The sequence below is a fragment of the Sphingorhabdus sp. Alg231-15 genome (genome assembly GCF_900149705.1).
Classification (GTDB): Bacteria; Pseudomonadota; Alphaproteobacteria; order Sphingomonadales; family Sphingomonadaceae; genus Parasphingorhabdus.
Window position 1 is genome coordinate 3,042,119 of record NZ_LT703001.1, and the last position, 15,469, is coordinate 3,057,587.

The window sequence follows — 15,469 nt, forward strand, 5'->3', positions numbered from 1 at the left end:
GGTGCTAAGATAGCTATTTTTCAGCGGGAGAAGTGCAATGACACAGGCCAATGCGATACCAATGCCCAGTGGCCTACGTCCGCCCAATCGTCTCGCTCAGCTTAGCGAACTGGCACTGCCTCTGGATTTTTTACGCTTTGGCTTGCAATGGCCGCGGATAGTAACGGCGCCCAAGGGTGATGGCCGACCTATCTTCCTGATCCCCGGCTATGGCGGCAGCGAACTCTCCATGGGACCTTTGAAAGGCTTTCTGTCGGGGCTGGACTATGATGTCTCCGATTGGGGGCTCGGCAGAAATCAAGGCTCTGTCAATCGCGATATCGAGCGATTTACCGCCATTGCTGAAGCGCAATATTATGCCAATGATCAACGGCCACTGACTCTGATCGGCTGGTCGCTCGGCGGGATCATCGCGCGTGAGGTTGCTCGCCTCTCTCCCGATCTGGTTCGCGAAGTGATTACCATGGGAACCCCGATTATCGGAGGCCCGAAATATACAACCCCTGGTCAGCGCTATGCGAAATCGGTCCAGATCAATCTCGATAGGTTTGAAGAAGAAGTGCATGAGCGCAACAGCATCGGTTTCAGTCAGCCGTTGACGGTCCTTTATTCCAACCGTGACGGCATAGTCGGGCCGGATATCGCCAAGGATATTTACAATCCGCAAGCGCGTAACATCAAAGTCGATGGCGGGCATTTTGGGCTTGGCTTCAATCCCAGAGTGTGGCGAATTATTGCTGATACGCTGGCGGGACGGGTTTGACCGACCGCTACTTGTAACCGAAGCGCAATCGGATTACCCTGCTCGGCAGGAGATGATTTATGGCTTTGTTACAACGGCTTTCCGCCGCCAGTGATCCGGAGAAACTGGCACAGGTGCTGCGCGATGATGGTGCCGCGATCGTTGAAGATGTTCTCGACGCAGCGGCCCTGAAACAGCTGAGATCGGAAATCATGCCCTATGTTGAGGCGACCGAACCCGGCCGAGATGATTTCACTGGGCGCAAGACAACGCGGACTGGTGCCTTGGTCGCCCGATCACAGGCTTGCCGCGATCTTGTCATGCATAATTTAATATTGGGGGGTGCCAACAGCTTTCTGAAGCCCTTTTGCGAGCGGGTGCAACTCCATCTCACACAGTTAATCCGTATCCAGCCCGGGCAAGTGAAGCAGCCACTTCACCGTGACCGGTTGGCCTGGGGCGGTTTTTTGCAGGACAGCATCGAACCGCAATTCAACACGATCTGGGCTGTCACTGATTTTACCCAGGAAAATGGCGCAACGCAGGTTGTTCCAGGCTCGAACCATTGGGAAGCAGGGCGAGAAGCCAATGCCGATGAAATCCAATATGCCGAGATGAAAGCCGGTTCTGTTCTGGTCTATTCCGGTTCGGTAATTCATAGTGGCGGCGCCAACATGGCCGATCATGACCGGATGGGCCTCAACATCACCTATGCACTCGGTTGGTTGCGACAGGAAGAAAATCAGTATCTTTCCTGCCCGCCTCACATTGCCAAGGATTTCGATCCGGCACTACGTGATCTGCTCGGTTATTGTATGGGCAGCTATGCACTGGGCTATTACACTCCGCCCACCGGACCGGGCGAAAGCCCGGAAGTTGTTCCGCCAGAATTTCTCTTCTCTGGCAAGGTTACCGACTGGAGCGACGGCGACGATCTTTATGAAAGCGTCAGTCGGCGCTCCAGCGAAACGGTCTGATATTCTATCCGAGCCAGGCGTGAACAGCGCCCATGGCAATATAGAAAAGCAGCCAATAGCCAGCATCGATGAAGAACAGGGTCTTGCTTTTCTGTGAGAACAGATAGTTGGTGCCAATGGCCGGAACGATGAAGCCTAGCGCAACGCCAAAGGCGGTCAGCACCTTAATGGTAAAAGAAAAATCTGTGCCATAGCTCGCGAAAGTATGGGCCAAAGTCCATGAGGCAACCAGGCTGAAGGCAAAAGCACCGCCATAAATCTTGCCCATATTGCCGCCCTGTATTTCTTCCTCGGTCAGACCAACCGCGCCCATCCATTTCTTGCCCATGACCGGTCCATACCAGATACCGCCGACGAGAAAGCCCGCCAAAGCCGCAACAACCACAGCAATCCAGTTTACATCGAAAATATTCATTCCATCCTCCCTGATTTGTGAACATGCTGCTTTTATACTGAAATTGCTTGGAAAACCAGTTTACGGAAGGGAAGGGGGCGGCACCTCGGCAAAGTGCGCGTGACTCCGGTGTAAATAGCGGGTAAGGGCGCTGCCATCATGGCAACAGCAATTCCTTCTCCGCCCAAAGTCGGCATGGTGTCCCTTGGCTGTCCCAAGGCGCTTGTCGACAGTGAACGCATTCTTACCCAGTTGCGTTCTGATGGCTATCAAATGTCCGCAGACTATGCGGGCGCAGACGTTGTGCTGGTCAATACCTGCGGTTTTCTCGACAGTGCCAAGGAAGAGTCTCTGGAAGCTATTGGTGAGGCAATGGCCGAAAATGGCCGGGTGATCGTTACGGGCTGCATGGGCAATGAAGCCGAAGCCATCCGCGCGCGTTTTCCCGAAGTGCTGGCCGTGACCGGCGCGCATCAATATGAGGATGTTGTTACTGCTGTTCATGCTGCGGCACCGGCGGCGCGCGGCGCCTTTGTCGATCTCGTACCCGATGCGGGACTAAAGCTGACACCCCGTCACTATAGCTATTTGAAAATTTCCGAAGGCTGCAATCACCGCTGTTCCTTCTGTATCATACCGTCCTTGCGGGGTGATCTTGTGTCGCGGCGGCCCGATGCGATCCTGCGCGAAGCAGAAAAGCTCGTCGCCAATGGTACCAAGGAATTGCTGGTCATCAGCCAGGACACATCGGCTTATGGCGTTGATATCAGGCACAAATCTCAGATATGGAATGGACCGATCGGGCAGGGCCGTGAAGTGCGGGCACATATGACCGATCTGGCCGTGGCGCTGGGCGAACTCGGCGTTTGGACCCGGCTCCATTATGTTTACCCCTATCCGCATGTCGACAAGGTCATTCCGCTGATGGCCGAGGGCAAGATCACGCCCTATCTCGACATTCCATTCCAGCATGCTGCACCCAATGTCCTGAAGCGCATGAAGCGTCCGGCCAATGAAGCCAAAGTGTTGCAACGGGTGAAAAGCTGGCGCGATATCTGCCCGGACCTGACTATCCGCTCAACCTTCGTGGTTGGCTTTCCCGGTGAGACGGAAGAGGATTTCCAATATCTGCTCGACTGGCTGGAAGAAGCGCAGCTCGACCGGGTCGGTGGTTTCCGCTTTGAACCGGTTGAAGGCGCTGCGGCCAATGCATTGGACGGTGCGGTGCCGGAGGAAGTCAAGGAAGAGCGCTATCAGCGCCTGATGGAAAAAACAGCTGCGATCAGTGCTGCGAGACTGCAGGCCAAAGTCGGCCGCGTCCTGCCCGTTATCATCGACGAAATCGGTGAACCGGATGAAGATGGCGACATCGGTGCCACCGCCAGATCCCAAGCTGATGCCCCGGAAATCGACGGCAATGTCTTCCTGCGCAATGTGAGCGCTCAGATTGCGGTTGGCGATATTATCGATGTCGAGATTGAAGACGCCGACGCCCATGATCTGTTCGGAGCCCCAGAGGAAATCTAGAAACCAGTAACAAAAAACCTCGCTGGATCAGTACCAGCGAGGTCTTTCGTATTGACTATATCAGCTATGGTTTAGGCGTAGCTGACTTTCACATTGGTCTTGCGGTGACGCCGCATTGCCCCGCCAATTGCACCAAAACCAAAGATCATGAATGCCCATGTTGCTGGCTCGGGAACTGCGCCAACAGTCGCAGCGCCGAATGAAAGGGCATCAAAACCGACTTCGGGGCCGCCGGACATATCGAACTGCAATGTGGTAAATGCCGTATCTGAGATCACACCAAAAAATGTCGGAGTGTCGGCGCCTAGCGCAAATGATCCGGAAGCACCGCCTGAAAAGGTCATCGTACCAGCAGCAGCTGCCGCAACGTCAAATCCGAAAGCCGTTATGGGTGCATCAAATACGAATGTTGCCAAGCTGTTGCCATTATCATCAAACCAAATGGAATTCGCGCCATCAGACGTGGCTGATGTGAAGAAGCTGTTGACTGACGTATGGGTGATGAAGTTAGTGCCATTTGATTCTGTTACTGAGAACCCCGGATAATTTACCGTCGCACCTGTTTGTGCGGTTTCAAAGCTTTCAAAGGTGAGGCCAGCTCCGGCGGCCGCGTTAAATGCGGTCCGGTCGGTGAACAAGATTTCCGCAGCTTGTGCCGGAACGGCGGATAATAGCGCAAGAGCACTACCCACCAGAAGATATTTTTTCATGAAGACTATCCTTAGGATCACTGGACATCGTGCCAGTGGGAACGAAAAATTCCCGAGTTATGCGAACCCTAAAGTTTCATTAACAAAGTTTAAACGATTGTGCAATTTTGATTTCGGGCAGTCTTATTACACTGTCACATGCCCATATAATCTTTCTTACCGACCGGAACGCCCTGCATGCGCAGCAGGTTGTATGTGGTCGTGACATGGAAAAACAGGTTGGGGAGGTAAAAGCTCATCACATAGGTTTTGCCGTCGAGGTCCATCGTCTGATCCGGGCCGATGGGCATAGAAATCATCATGGTTTCATTGCCGTCGATGGTCGCGTCATCGGCCTTGGCCACAGTTGCTCCGCATTCAGCAACGCGTGCGATCAAGGCGTCAAATGTGTCGCCTTCCATTGGTAGGTTCGGCAAATCATCGCTTGCGACACCTTCCATTCGCGCGGTGCCACGCACTGCAAACTCGGTGATCATCTGCACCTGCCATTTCATCTCGTGCATGTCAGGGAATAGCCGGTTCTCCATAAAGGCCGCTTCGGCAGCGTCAGAGGCCTCGGCATGAGCCTTGGCCTTTTCCAAAACGTTGGTCAGTCCGCGAAATGCCTGAGCCGTGGAGGATTTGAAGATATGGGAAAGGGCGATGGTCATTGGGGATCCTTGATGTTTTTAGGGATAGTGTCTGAAATGATGCCGCGAGGCGTATCACATTAAGTTGAATAGAAGAAATCCGCCCAGCGCAAGGAAACAAATCAAGGTTCCGAAAGCCCCGATAACGCGGGCCAGAACGAATATCTTACCGTCTTGGGCACCATGCGATCCCGCTTCAGTGGATAACGCTATGGCATGGCAAAAGCGGGCAAAGACAAATCCGATGGCGATAATCAGGATCGTTTGGTGCGGGACAACTGTCATTTCAGCGATGGCCAGGGCAGCTAGAAAAATGCCGGCATTTTCGGCCAGATTACCATGTCTTCGGACTTTGCGTTCCATCACGGGATCATCGCCCAAACCCAAGTTGATCCCGGCCTTGGCTCGGTGCAGTCCGGTAAGGACCATCAATATTCCTTGCATGATAATTAAAAAGCCGCCTGCATAAGCGGAAATAATCGGTGCAGTCATATTGGTCTCTCCTGCGGCCTTTGTTGGTGCGGGTGCCAGAAAAAATTACTGCCATTGAAGCCGTCTATGTACTTGGTTACTGGCTAAAAAAACCAATGTCCAAAGAAGTAATTGCACATAGCTGGTGCAAAAACGAGCCAAGTAATTTTCATGCTATTGCAGTATCGGCTATAGTGGAAGAATATGAAAACCAAGGCGCAGATGAACAGGTGGCGATATGGACTGGGAAGATATCAAGACGTTTCGCGAGGTAATGAACGGCGGCACCGTCCGAGCGGCCGCGAAAAACCTTGGTGTCCACCACAGCACCGTTAGCAGAAGAGTTGAACATCTGGAGAAATCGCTCAATGTGACGTTGTTTGAACGGCGACCAGAAGGATATTTTCCAACATCGGCTGGGGAAGAACTTGCGCGCGCAGCAGGTATATTTGCAGATGATCTGATCGCGGTCGAGCGCCATATTGCCGGCCGTGATAATGATCTGACCGGTAAAATTCGCGTGACCATGGCGGAACCTTTTGCGACATCGATGTTTGCCGGGCGCCTGCCAGAATTTTGTGACGCCTATCCGGGTCTCGAGCTGGAGATTTTGACGAGCTACGACTTGTTGGATGTCGCCAGACGAGAGGCTGATATTGCCATTCGGATGGACAATAACCCGCCGGAAACGCTGGTCGGTAAAAGACTGTTTGCTTACACGACGTCCATTTATGCGCACCCCGATTATCTCGCGCGCCATGATTTCGTTAACCAGCCTGAGCAAGCACGTTGGTTGGGTTGGACTGATCGCGAAAGCCGGTTTCCCGACTGGACACAGGATACCGAATTTGCGCGCGTGCCAGTTTGGGGAAATTTTGGCAGCATATCCCTGCAGATTGAAATGGCACGGGCCGCAATGGGGCTTGTAATGATCCCGTGTCTTGCAGGGGATCATATACCAGACCTGGTCCGTGCGACCGATCGAGATCCAACTCCCTCGCGCGATATCTGGATATTGACTCATGATGATTTGCGCCGCACAGCGCGGGTAAGAGCGTTTATGGAATTTGCCGAAACGGTATTACGCGACAATGAAGCTGCGCTTGTCGGACGGTTGCCGCAGCTGGTGGATTGACGTCAGTCTATTAACCAATTCCTGGCAAATAGCCTTGAAAGCGGTCTTTTTTCTCGCTGCAGCTTAACTATGAAATTGCACCTCATGTAAACCGGTCTTGTTTATCATCCTTGCATGATCAAGTCGTTCCCTCAGCTGCCAGCCGGTCGTCAGACCGCGATCATCACGGCTATTGCGACCATCGCGTCAGTCGTATTGTCGGCAATATTGCACTATACCTTCATTGGTTTTGGCCGGGATTTCTGGAATGGAGTCACCATTGCTCTTGTCATTCCATGGGCGATTAGCGTGCCGCTGGGCTGGTATCTTGCGCGACAGAACGAAAAACTGGTCAAGCTTGCCAATCGCTTGCGCGAGACCCGTGAGCATTTGCAGGATGTCAACAAAGCGCTGAAGCACAAGGCGAACATTGATGGCCTGACCGGCCTTGCCAATCGGGAGCATTTTCTCGATCTGCTGGATCAACGACGTCTGCAGTCGCAGGATAGTGTATTGATGATCATTGATGCCGATCATTTCAAAATCATCAATGATAGCTATGGTCACCCTGTCGGCGACAAGGCGCTGATCCTGTTCTCGTCCGTATTCAAGAGAATTCTGCGGAAAGATGATCTGGTCGGACGGATTGGCGGTGAAGAATTTGGTGTCCTTTTACCTGACACCAGCGCCGCCGAAGGTGAGATAATTGCCGAGATGATCCGCTTCGAAATTGAAAATACGCTATTTGAGCCTCAGGAAGGCGTCGCTCACCGGATCACCATCAGCATTGGCATGACCAGCATATCACCACATGAGGAGCGTGCTTTGCCAATGCGCAATGCCGATAGTGCCCTGTTCGAAGCCAAAAGGCGTGGGCGCAACCAATGTGTACGCTACACGTCCGGCATGCGCGAAAAGCCGCGGCCCTTTTTTGAAGCTGGGGTCATGCAGCAGCCGATCGAAATACGGGCCTGAACCAGAGCGGAAAACTCAAGCAGCCTGATCTGCAAATTTTCGACAATTTAGTCATGACGGGCATGTCCGCCGCTGCTAGTGCTATCTGGCATGACAGATACAGATTCTTCGAGTGCTCCACAGTCCGAAAATGGCTCCGGTAAAGATCAACATCTCTATCTGGTCGACGGTTCGGCTTATATTTTTCGTGCCTATCATCGCCTGCCGCCCCTGACCAACATTCATGGTGAACCGGTCGGCGCGGTATATGGTTATACAACCATGCTTTGGAAGCTGGCCGACGAGCTTCATAAAGCGGATGGTCCTACGCATATGGCCGTCGTGCTCGACAAATCGTCGCAAAGCTTTCGCAATGAACTTTATAGCGAATACAAGGCGCATCGCCCGGAACCCCCGGAAGATTTGCGCCCGCAGTTTCCGATGATCCGCGATGCGACCCGTGCTTTTTCGCTGCCGCTTATCGAGGAGGAGAATGTCGAAGCTGATGATATGATCGCCAGCTATACCAAAGCCGCGGTGGCACAGGGATGGAAGGTTACGATTGTGTCGTCTGATAAAGACCTGATGCAATTGATCGAACCGTTTGATGATAGCCGTGTCGACATGCTCGACACCATGAAAAACGTTCGGATGGGTAAGGCAGCGGTTGAAGAAAAATTCGGGGTTGGTCCTGAAAAGCTTGGTGATGTGTTAGGCCTGATGGGTGACAGCGCGGACAATATCCCTGGCGTCCCTGGCATTGGCCCAAAAACCGCTTCCAAGCTGATCAATGAATATGGCGATATCGAAGCTGTGCTCGCCGCTGCGCCGGATATGAAAAAGTCCAAGATGAAGGAGAATATTCTCGAGAATATTGAGCAGGCACGCCTGTCACGGGTGTTGGTGACATTGAAGGAAGATTGCCCGCTGCCCGACACGCTCGAAAGCTTTTTGCTGAAGGATATTCCAGATGATCCTTTGCGTGAATTTCTTACCCATCACGGGTTTAACTCGCTGCTCAAGAAACTCGGCGGCGGGCAGGCGGAGCCACAAAATCCAGATGTTGATGGCGGAATTGGAAATAGCGCTCCGGCGGCTGCAGCCAAACCGGTCGAAGTACCGGCGATTGACCGTAGCGCATATGAATGTGTGCAGGATATCGACGCGCTGGATAAGTGGATTAATCGTGCGCATGCCAAGGGCGTGCTCGCCGTAGATGTCGAGACAGATAGCCTCGAAAGCGTCACTGCGCGGGTGGTAGGTGTCTGCATGGCCACCGGCCCCAACGAAGCCTGCTATATCCCGCTTGGTCACGGTAGCGGAGATATGTTTGCGGAATCGCCCAAACAGATTCCGACAGATGACGCGCTGGCACGCCTCAAGCCACTGCTCGAGGACGATGCGGTGCTGAAGATCGGTCAGAATTTAAAATATGACATGACCGTGCTCGCCCAACATGACGTTCGAATCACGCCATTTGATGATACTCTGGTGATGAGCTTCAACCTCGATGCGGGCTTGCATGGTCATGGAATGGACGAACTCAGCAAGCTGCATCTCGGCCATGAATGTATCAGCTTTAAATCGCTGACCGGTACTGGTAAAAAAGCGATCAGTTTCGCTGAAGTGTCGCTCGATAAAGCAACCGAATATGCCGCTGAAGACGCAGACGTTACTTTGCGTTTGTGGGAAATTCTGCGCTTGCGCATGGCACCGGAGCAGGCAACGCGGGTTTATCAGATGGTCGACCGTCCGCTGGTCCCGGTCATTGCCAGAATGGAAGAAACTGGCGTGCTGGTCGACCGTGAAGAACTCTCTCGACTTTCTCAGAGCTTCGCGGAAAATATAGAGAGTCTTGAAAAAGAAATCCACGAATTGGCAGGGGAGCCATTTTCGATCGGCAGTCCAAAGCAACTGGGCGAAATCCTGTTTGGTAAGCTTGGCCTGAAAGGTGGAAAGAAAGGCAAAAGTGGACAATATTCGACCGATGTGACTGTTCTCGAACGGCTTGCTGGTGATGGTGAACCGATTGCTCAGAAGGTTGTAAATTGGCGCCAATTGTCCAAACTCAAATCGACCTACACGGATGCGCTTCAGGAGCAGATCAACAGCAAGACGGGCAGGGTTCATACGTCCTATAGCTTGAGCGGCGCACAAACCGGGCGGCTATCCTCTACCGAACCGAATTTGCAAAATATCCCGATCCGCACCGAAATCGGCCGACAAATCCGCCAAGCCTTTGTGGCTGCACCAGGCAACGTCATACTCGCCGCCGATTACAGCCAGATCGAGCTTCGTCTTGCCGCGCATATCGCCGATGTGGAGACCCTGAAAGAGGCTTTTGCGGCCGGTGAAGACATTCATAATCGGACGGCGCAAGAATTGTTTGGAGCTGTGGATCGCGACACCCGCGCGCGGGCGAAGACCATCAATTTTGCCATACTCTATGGTATTTCCCGCTGGGGTCTCGCCAAACGTTTGGAGGTCGATCCTGATGAAGCGCAACAGATGATCGACACTTATTTTGAGCGCTTCCCAGGCATCAACCGCTATATCTCCGAGACCCTGCAGGCCGCACGTGAGAGCGGCTATACGGAGACATTGTTCGGCCGCAAAACCTGGTTCGAGCGTCTGAAATCCGCGAACCAAGCCGAACGTCAGGGCAGTGAACGCGCCGCGATCAACGCGCCGATACAAGGTACAAGTGCTGACATCATTAAACGCGCCATGGCCCGCATCGGCCCAGCGCTGGCGGATGCCGGCTTGTCGCAAGTCAAAATGCTGATGCAGGTCCACGATGAACTGGTGTTTGAACTGCCGGAAAGCGATGTCGAGGCGGCATCCGAAGTGATCCGAACGGTGATGGCGAATGCAGCAAGTCCGGCGGTGAAGCTGTCGGTGCCGTTGGATGTAGATATCGGGACGGGCAAGTCTTGGGATGAGGCACATTGATGTTGCGGCTGCGTTAATGCGTTGATCAATCTTCGAAGAATGTCAGCTTTCGGCGATACTGGTTCTTTGAAAGCGGGTGTTGATCTTCTCTCATAGCTCGGCAATTATGACCTGCTCATCGCATGGCGAGTATTGTCAGCCGTCCCCCGGTTCTCTGGAGATTCTTTAATGCTACAGATGTTTCGGTTGCAATTTCCCGCTGCTCTGTTTGCGGTCTTTATACTATTGGCGACAATGCCAGCATTGGCCAGCAGCGAAGGCCAAAAGGGCGGTTTCGCACATGATGGTAGTGATCTGGAGCCAGATTCGCGTGTTGTGTACGGCACGCTCGAAAACGGTTTACGCTATGCCGTGATGAAAAACAGCACGCCCACTGGTGTTGCGGCGCTGCGAATGCGGGTCGCAACAGGGTCATTGAATGAGACCGAAAAGCAGAGAGGTATCGCGCATTTTCTTGAACATATGGCGTTTAACGGATCGAAAAATGTTGCCGAAGGTGAGATGATAAAACGCCTTGAACGCTATGGTTTGTCCTTTGGGGCAGACACCAATGCGAGCACCGGTTTTAGTCAGACCACTTACAAATTGAACTTGCCTTCCATTGGCGAGGAGATTTTGAATGAAGCCTTTTTCCTGATGCGGGAAACGGCGGAAAATCTGACACTCGACAAAGACGCTATCGAGCGGGAGCGCGGTATTATTGCGTCGGAGAAACGCAGCCGAGATTCAGTCAATTTTCGGGCTCTTGTCGCCAATTTGGGTTTCCTGACCGAAGGTAGCGGCCTGGTTGATCGCTTGCCAATCGGCACGAACGAAACCATCGCCAGCATGCCGCGTTCGGAGTTTGTGAAATATTACCGCGCTTATTATCGACCAGAAAATACATTTATCGCTTTTATCGGAGATGTAGAGACCGATCTGGCGATCAAAAAAATCGAAACCTATTTTGGCAACTGGCGATCCGCATTCTCGCCTCCACCTGCTTCAGAAACCCCGCCAGTCAACATCATTCCGGGCCGGATCGGCTATCATCAGAATGATGAAATCCTGACCACTGTCTCATTGGGTATTCTTCATCCCTATCAGGAACGTCCTGATAATCTGGCGCGCCGCAAAGAAGGTTTTTTGCGCGCATTGGGAGCACAGATCGTCAATCGCCGGCTGGATCGGAAAGTCGATGCCGGCGATGCTCCCTATCTTGATGCGTCAATTATTCGCTTTGCACCAGAAGACAAGGTGGACGCGTGGATTATCCGCATGCGCAGCAATCCAGAAAACTGGCGCGAGGCGTTAGCTGGAGGAGACCAGGAGATCCGACGCGCCTTTACCTATGGCTTTTCCCAGACAGAGCTGGACGAAGCGCTGGCGCGGTGGCGCAAAAGACTGCAGGTGGCCGTGGATCGCAAGGATACCCGCAAGACCTATGCGGGACTGGAATATAATTATGCAAAAGAATTGGTAGATAGCTTTGCCAACGAGCGTGTTTTTACAGCGCCTGAGACTGATCTTGAGCGGTTCGAGAAGTTTGCTGCTGAAATATCACTCGCTGATGTCGAGCGGGTTTTTCGCGAACGTTGGACGGGAATAGAAAAACCGTTTGTCTATCTCGCGACCGATCAAAAGTTGGATAATCCCGAAGCGGAGATCGGCTCTGCGCTAATCGCATCCCGTAAAATCGCGGTTTCGCCATTGGAAAGCGAGCAGCGGAAAAAATTTGCCTATACCAATTTCGGCAAGCGCGGTCTGGTGACGAGGGAGGCGTACCTGCCCGATGCCGATGCCTATACGGTGACATTTGCCAACAATGTGCGGCTAAATTTCAAACAGACGGATTTTGACAGAGATACCATTGGTGTTCGCGTGCGCGTTGGCAGTGGATTTATTTCCATGCCGCAGAAAGACGAAAGCCTGCGACGGCTGGCTGAGAACCTGCTGAACGGCAGTGGCGTGGAAGGATATAGTGCGGACGAGTTGCGGACGCTTTTCGCCGGAAAACGTGTCGGCACCAGAGTGCGCCTACGTCCCAACAATGATGCGCTTGAAATTGTCGGTGGGACGAACCGCGAAAATCTTCCGGATCAGCTCAATTTGATGACCGCTCATGTGACCGCCCCGGCATATCGAGAACAAACCGTCAGACGCTATCATGACAAGATAAAAGCATGGTACCCGACCCATGATGCGACCCCGCTCAGAGTAGCGGACAAAGAATTGCCCCGCATGATCCGGTCCGGTGATCGGCGCTATGGCTATGATAGTCTCGAGAGCTTTCTGTTGCCCGAAATTGCAGATGTACGCGACTGGATGGGGCCGCAGCTGGAAAATGGCTTGATCGAGATTACAATCGTCGGCGATGTCGATCGGGCGACCGCAATTGCGGAGGTTGCGCGAACATTTGGCGCGCTGCGCAGAAGAGCAGACAGCAAGGATGCGTTTTTGGACATGCGCAAGCTCGAATTCCCGGCGCAGCCAGCGGAGCCGTTCACTTATTACCATCAGGGGAATCAAGATCAGGCAGTTGTCAGGATCTATTGGCCTACGCCTGATGCATCCGATCCTGTCAATATATTCAAAATGCAGGTGTTGCGCAGCGTATTCCGCAATCAGCTAACCGCTGTTCTCCGAGAAGAAATGGCCGCAACCTATTCGCCAGGTGCCGGTCTATTCGCCAATGATCTGTTTGAAGACTATGGCTATTTATTCGCCAGCGTAACCGCAGCGCCAGAAAATGTCGATGCCGTGCATCAGGCTATACTGGATGTTGGAAAGGGGCTTGCTGATGGAGCAATTGATCAGGATATTTTCGGTCGGGCCCTCAAACCTATAATGGATGACATTAACAGCACGCTGGAAAATAACGGCTATTGGCTGAATATTTTAGGCGATGCGCAGACAGATGCTACCGGGTTGGCGAGACATCGGATCCGTGAAAATATTCTGCGAAACATGACGGTCGACGATATCAAGGTGCTGGCTGCACAGATTTTCGATACACAGGCTGCGGTGACCGCCTATGTTCTGCCGGCTCCTCCTGAGGAGGCACAAACTGATCCTGTACGGGTTGGCGGATGACACTGGGCTTCCGTTTCGACCGCGCTTCGCCCGTCCGTTAAACTAATCAACCCAGACAGACTTGGTCCCAACCAGTTCTTTCAGTCCGTCTAAGGCAGTTTTCAGCTCTTTGTTCTTGGGCGAGCCTGACGATAAGAGCCCAGCAAGCGCACACTGTTGCAGTGGAAATGCAGTTCCTCCAGCGCCCGATCTACCGCTGGATCACCAGGCGCACCTTCAATATCAGCATAGAATTTCGATGCCGAAAAACTGCTTCCCTCCTGGTAGCTTTCCAGCTTCGTCATATTCACACCATTTGTGGCGAAGCCGCCCATCGCTTTGTACAGGGCAGCGGGAATATTCTTAACCTCGAATATGAAGGTCGTCATCGCCCTGTAGTCATGAGCGCCATTGGATTGCGGAGTCACAGCTTCGGGCGCGAGCAGAACGAAGCGGGTCATATTATGATCTTCATCCTCAATCGCGTCGGCAATTGGTTTCAGGCCATAAATCTGAGCAGCGAGCGGGGGCGCAATAGCAGCAGCGCTATGATCGTCATGTTGCGCAACATAGGCGGCAGCAGCAGCTGTATCGGCATAAGCGACCGGAATAATGTCATGGGTGCGCAGATAATGACGGCACTGGCCGAGGGCCTGTGGATGGCTCATTGCGGTTTTGATGTCGGCATCCGCAGATTTCGCCATCAAACAGTGCCGTATCGGCATGAAATGTTCGGCGACGATATGCAGACCCGATTCGGGAAGCAGAAAATGTATGTCGGCGACGCGCCCGTGCAGACTGTTTTCAATTGGGATGATCGCAGACCCGGCGGTGCCAAGTTTCACCGCATCCAGTGCGTCTTCGAACGAAAAACAAGGCAGCGTGAGACAGTCCGGCGCATATTCCATCGCGGCAAGATGAGAATTTGCGCCGGGAGCCCCCTGAAACGCAATGGCTTGAGATGGCTGCTGTGCAGCGGTTTCGGTCATTTTTTTGACCATTCCCAACGCGTTTTCGGGAAAGCTGTTCATAATATTCTCAGTTCCTGTTCTTTCAGCTGATGACTGTTTGGCCCGCGATTGCCGTACAAATCCCTGCTACGCAAGACCTGAAAAGAAAATAGCGAAGCTGACGCAATATAATTAGGGGTCGCTACCATATCAGTTGGGACAAGATTAGTGAGCGGCAAGGCAATTGAGGTCTTGCTTTGAACGGATGCTCTTATTAGAGAAAGCCCCAAAGTTTCGGCAGGCTGATCCTGCCCGTCATTCAGGGATTTGACACGAGATGGACAATAACAACACCATTGCTGGCTGGGTATTAGCTGGCGGAATCGCGGCACTCGGCTTTTCAATCCTTAGCGGAAAATATTTCCACGCGGACAAATATGAGCGCCCCGAAACCATGGGCTATGTGATTGAAGGTGTCGAATCATCTGACGGTGGCAAGGAAGAAATGCCGATGAGCATGATGCTTGCAAAGTCGGACGTTGCGGCTGGTGAAGCGGTGTTCAAGAAGTGCATTGCCTGTCACACGATCAATGAAGGCGGTGCCAATGGTATCGGCCCGAATCTCTATAATTCTCTGGGCAAGCGGCATGGCAATGTCGCCGGCTTTGCTTATAGTGATGCTCTGTCATCAGTCGAAGGCAACTGGAATTTCGACAACATGAATGCGTGGCTGATTTCTCCGCGCAAATATGCGCCGGGTACCAAAATGACATTTGCCGGACTGAGCAAGCCCGAAGATCGTGCCAATGTTATCGCCTATATGAATGCGCAAGGGTCTAACTTGCCATTTCCTGAGCCACCAGCGGAAGAAGCGCCGGCAGAAGGTGAAGCGGTCGCTGAAGCAGAAGCCGATGCTGCTGCTACCGAAGTTGCGGAAGAAACTGTGGCAGCAGACGAAGCGGCTGCGGCGGAATAAAATCCCGACGGGTCAATTACAG

The 15,469-nt window shown here is 52.8% G+C and carries 13 protein-coding genes; 8 read left to right on the forward strand and 5 right to left on the reverse strand.

The genetic code is table 11. The features are described from left to right. Positions 1 to 37: 37 nt before the first annotated feature. Positions 38 to 763 carry an alpha/beta fold hydrolase gene (locus DG177_RS14875; RefSeq protein ID WP_108812200.1) on the forward strand — a complete coding sequence of 242 codons (726 nt, stop codon included), beginning with the start codon at positions 38 to 40 and terminating at the stop codon, positions 761 to 763. 59 nt (positions 764 to 822) lie between these two features. Then, positions 823 to 1,719, forward strand: coding sequence for a phytanoyl-CoA dioxygenase family protein (locus tag DG177_RS14880; protein WP_108812201.1), 897 nt, complete (start codon positions 823 to 825; stop codon positions 1,717 to 1,719). A gap of 4 nt (positions 1,720 to 1,723) precedes the next feature. Here DG177_RS14880 and DG177_RS14885 read toward each other — a convergent pair whose 3' ends face one another. Further along, positions 1,724 to 2,134, reverse strand: coding sequence for a DUF1761 family protein (locus DG177_RS14885; RefSeq protein WP_108812202.1), 411 nt, complete (start codon positions 2,132 to 2,134; stop codon positions 1,724 to 1,726). A gap of 138 nt (positions 2,135 to 2,272) precedes the next feature. On the opposite strand from DG177_RS14885, the gene rimO reads away from it, so the two are divergent. Beyond that, positions 2,273 to 3,640 (forward strand): 30S ribosomal protein S12 methylthiotransferase RimO, encoded by a 1,368-nt coding sequence (gene rimO, locus DG177_RS14890; RefSeq protein WP_108812203.1) that lies wholly within the window; start codon positions 2,273 to 2,275, stop codon positions 3,638 to 3,640. Between the two features lie 71 nt (positions 3,641 to 3,711). Here the strand turns inward: rimO and DG177_RS14895 are convergent, their stop codons facing one another. The 3 genes from DG177_RS14895 to DG177_RS14905 form a co-directional block, all read right to left on the reverse strand. Further along, positions 3,712 to 4,350, reverse strand: a complete 639-nt coding sequence (locus DG177_RS14895) for a PEPxxWA-CTERM sorting domain-containing protein (RefSeq protein ID WP_108812204.1) — start codon at positions 4,348 to 4,350, stop codon at positions 3,712 to 3,714. Between the two features lie 134 nt (positions 4,351 to 4,484). Next, the gene (locus DG177_RS14900) at positions 4,485 to 5,000 is read right to left on the reverse strand and encodes a DUF1993 family protein (protein WP_108812205.1); all 516 of its coding nucleotides are present in this window, start codon (positions 4,998 to 5,000) and stop codon (positions 4,485 to 4,487) included. A 54-nt stretch (positions 5,001 to 5,054) separates the two neighbouring features. After that, on the reverse strand, positions 5,055 to 5,471 hold the full coding sequence (locus DG177_RS14905) for an MAPEG family protein (protein WP_108812206.1): 417 nt from the start codon (positions 5,469 to 5,471) through the stop codon (positions 5,055 to 5,057). A gap of 217 nt (positions 5,472 to 5,688) precedes the next feature. Here DG177_RS14905 and DG177_RS14910 point away from each other — a divergent pair, with 217 nt between their 5' ends. The 4 genes from DG177_RS14910 (at position 5,689) to DG177_RS14925 (ending at position 13,542) form a co-directional block, all read left to right on the forward strand. Continuing rightward, positions 5,689 to 6,585, forward strand: a complete 897-nt coding sequence (locus tag DG177_RS14910; protein ID WP_108812207.1) for a LysR substrate-binding domain-containing protein — start codon at positions 5,689 to 5,691, stop codon at positions 6,583 to 6,585. 114 nt (positions 6,586 to 6,699) lie between these two features. Beyond that, positions 6,700 to 7,539, forward strand: a complete 840-nt coding sequence (locus tag DG177_RS14915) for a diguanylate cyclase domain-containing protein (protein ID WP_108812208.1) — start codon at positions 6,700 to 6,702, stop codon at positions 7,537 to 7,539. A gap of 90 nt (positions 7,540 to 7,629) precedes the next feature. Continuing rightward, positions 7,630 to 10,470 (forward strand): DNA polymerase I, encoded by a 2,841-nt coding sequence (gene polA, locus DG177_RS14920; protein ID WP_108812209.1) that lies wholly within the window; start codon positions 7,630 to 7,632, stop codon positions 10,468 to 10,470. 168 nt (positions 10,471 to 10,638) lie between these two features. Further along, positions 10,639 to 13,542, forward strand: a complete 2,904-nt coding sequence (locus DG177_RS14925; protein ID WP_108812210.1) for an insulinase family protein — start codon at positions 10,639 to 10,641, stop codon at positions 13,540 to 13,542. 101 nt (positions 13,543 to 13,643) lie between these two features. Here the strand turns inward: DG177_RS14925 and DG177_RS14930 are convergent, their stop codons facing one another. Further along, the gene (locus DG177_RS14930; protein ID WP_108812211.1) at positions 13,644 to 14,552 is read right to left on the reverse strand and encodes a prephenate dehydratase; all 909 of its coding nucleotides are present in this window, start codon (positions 14,550 to 14,552) and stop codon (positions 13,644 to 13,646) included. Positions 14,553 to 14,808: 256 nt separating this feature from the next. On the opposite strand from DG177_RS14930, the gene DG177_RS14935 reads away from it, so the two are divergent. After that, positions 14,809 to 15,447 (forward strand): c-type cytochrome, encoded by a 639-nt coding sequence (locus tag DG177_RS14935; protein ID WP_108812212.1) that lies wholly within the window; start codon positions 14,809 to 14,811, stop codon positions 15,445 to 15,447. The last annotated feature ends 22 nt before the right edge of the window (positions 15,448 to 15,469 follow it).

Bases quoted from the DNA above. Each gene is read 5' to 3' on its own strand.
- DG177_RS14875 (WP_108812200.1), top strand. From the start codon at position 38: ATGACACAGGCCAATGCGATACCAATGCCCAGTGGCCTACGTCCGCCC.
- DG177_RS14880 (WP_108812201.1), top strand. From the start codon at position 823: ATGGCTTTGTTACAACGGCTTTCCGCCGCCAGTGATCCGGAGAAACTG.
- DG177_RS14885 (WP_108812202.1), bottom strand. From the start codon at position 2,134: ATGAATATTTTCGATGTAAACTGGATTGCTGTGGTTGTTGCGGCTTTG.
- rimO (WP_108812203.1), top strand. From the start codon at position 2,273: ATGGCAACAGCAATTCCTTCTCCGCCCAAAGTCGGCATGGTGTCCCTT.
- DG177_RS14895 (WP_108812204.1), bottom strand. From the start codon at position 4,350: ATGAAAAAATATCTTCTGGTGGGTAGTGCTCTTGCGCTATTATCCGCC.
- DG177_RS14900 (WP_108812205.1), bottom strand. From the start codon at position 5,000: ATGACCATCGCCCTTTCCCATATCTTCAAATCCTCCACGGCTCAGGCA.
- DG177_RS14905 (WP_108812206.1), bottom strand. From the start codon at position 5,471: ATGACTGCACCGATTATTTCCGCTTATGCAGGCGGCTTTTTAATTATC.
- DG177_RS14910 (WP_108812207.1), top strand. From the start codon at position 5,689: ATGGACTGGGAAGATATCAAGACGTTTCGCGAGGTAATGAACGGCGGC.
- DG177_RS14915 (WP_108812208.1), top strand. From the start codon at position 6,700: ATGATCAAGTCGTTCCCTCAGCTGCCAGCCGGTCGTCAGACCGCGATC.
- polA (WP_108812209.1), top strand. From the start codon at position 7,630: ATGACAGATACAGATTCTTCGAGTGCTCCACAGTCCGAAAATGGCTCC.
- DG177_RS14925 (WP_108812210.1), top strand. From the start codon at position 10,639: ATGCTACAGATGTTTCGGTTGCAATTTCCCGCTGCTCTGTTTGCGGTC.
- DG177_RS14930 (WP_108812211.1), bottom strand. From the start codon at position 14,552: ATGAACAGCTTTCCCGAAAACGCGTTGGGAATGGTCAAAAAAATGACC.
- DG177_RS14935 (WP_108812212.1), top strand. From the start codon at position 14,809: ATGGACAATAACAACACCATTGCTGGCTGGGTATTAGCTGGCGGAATC.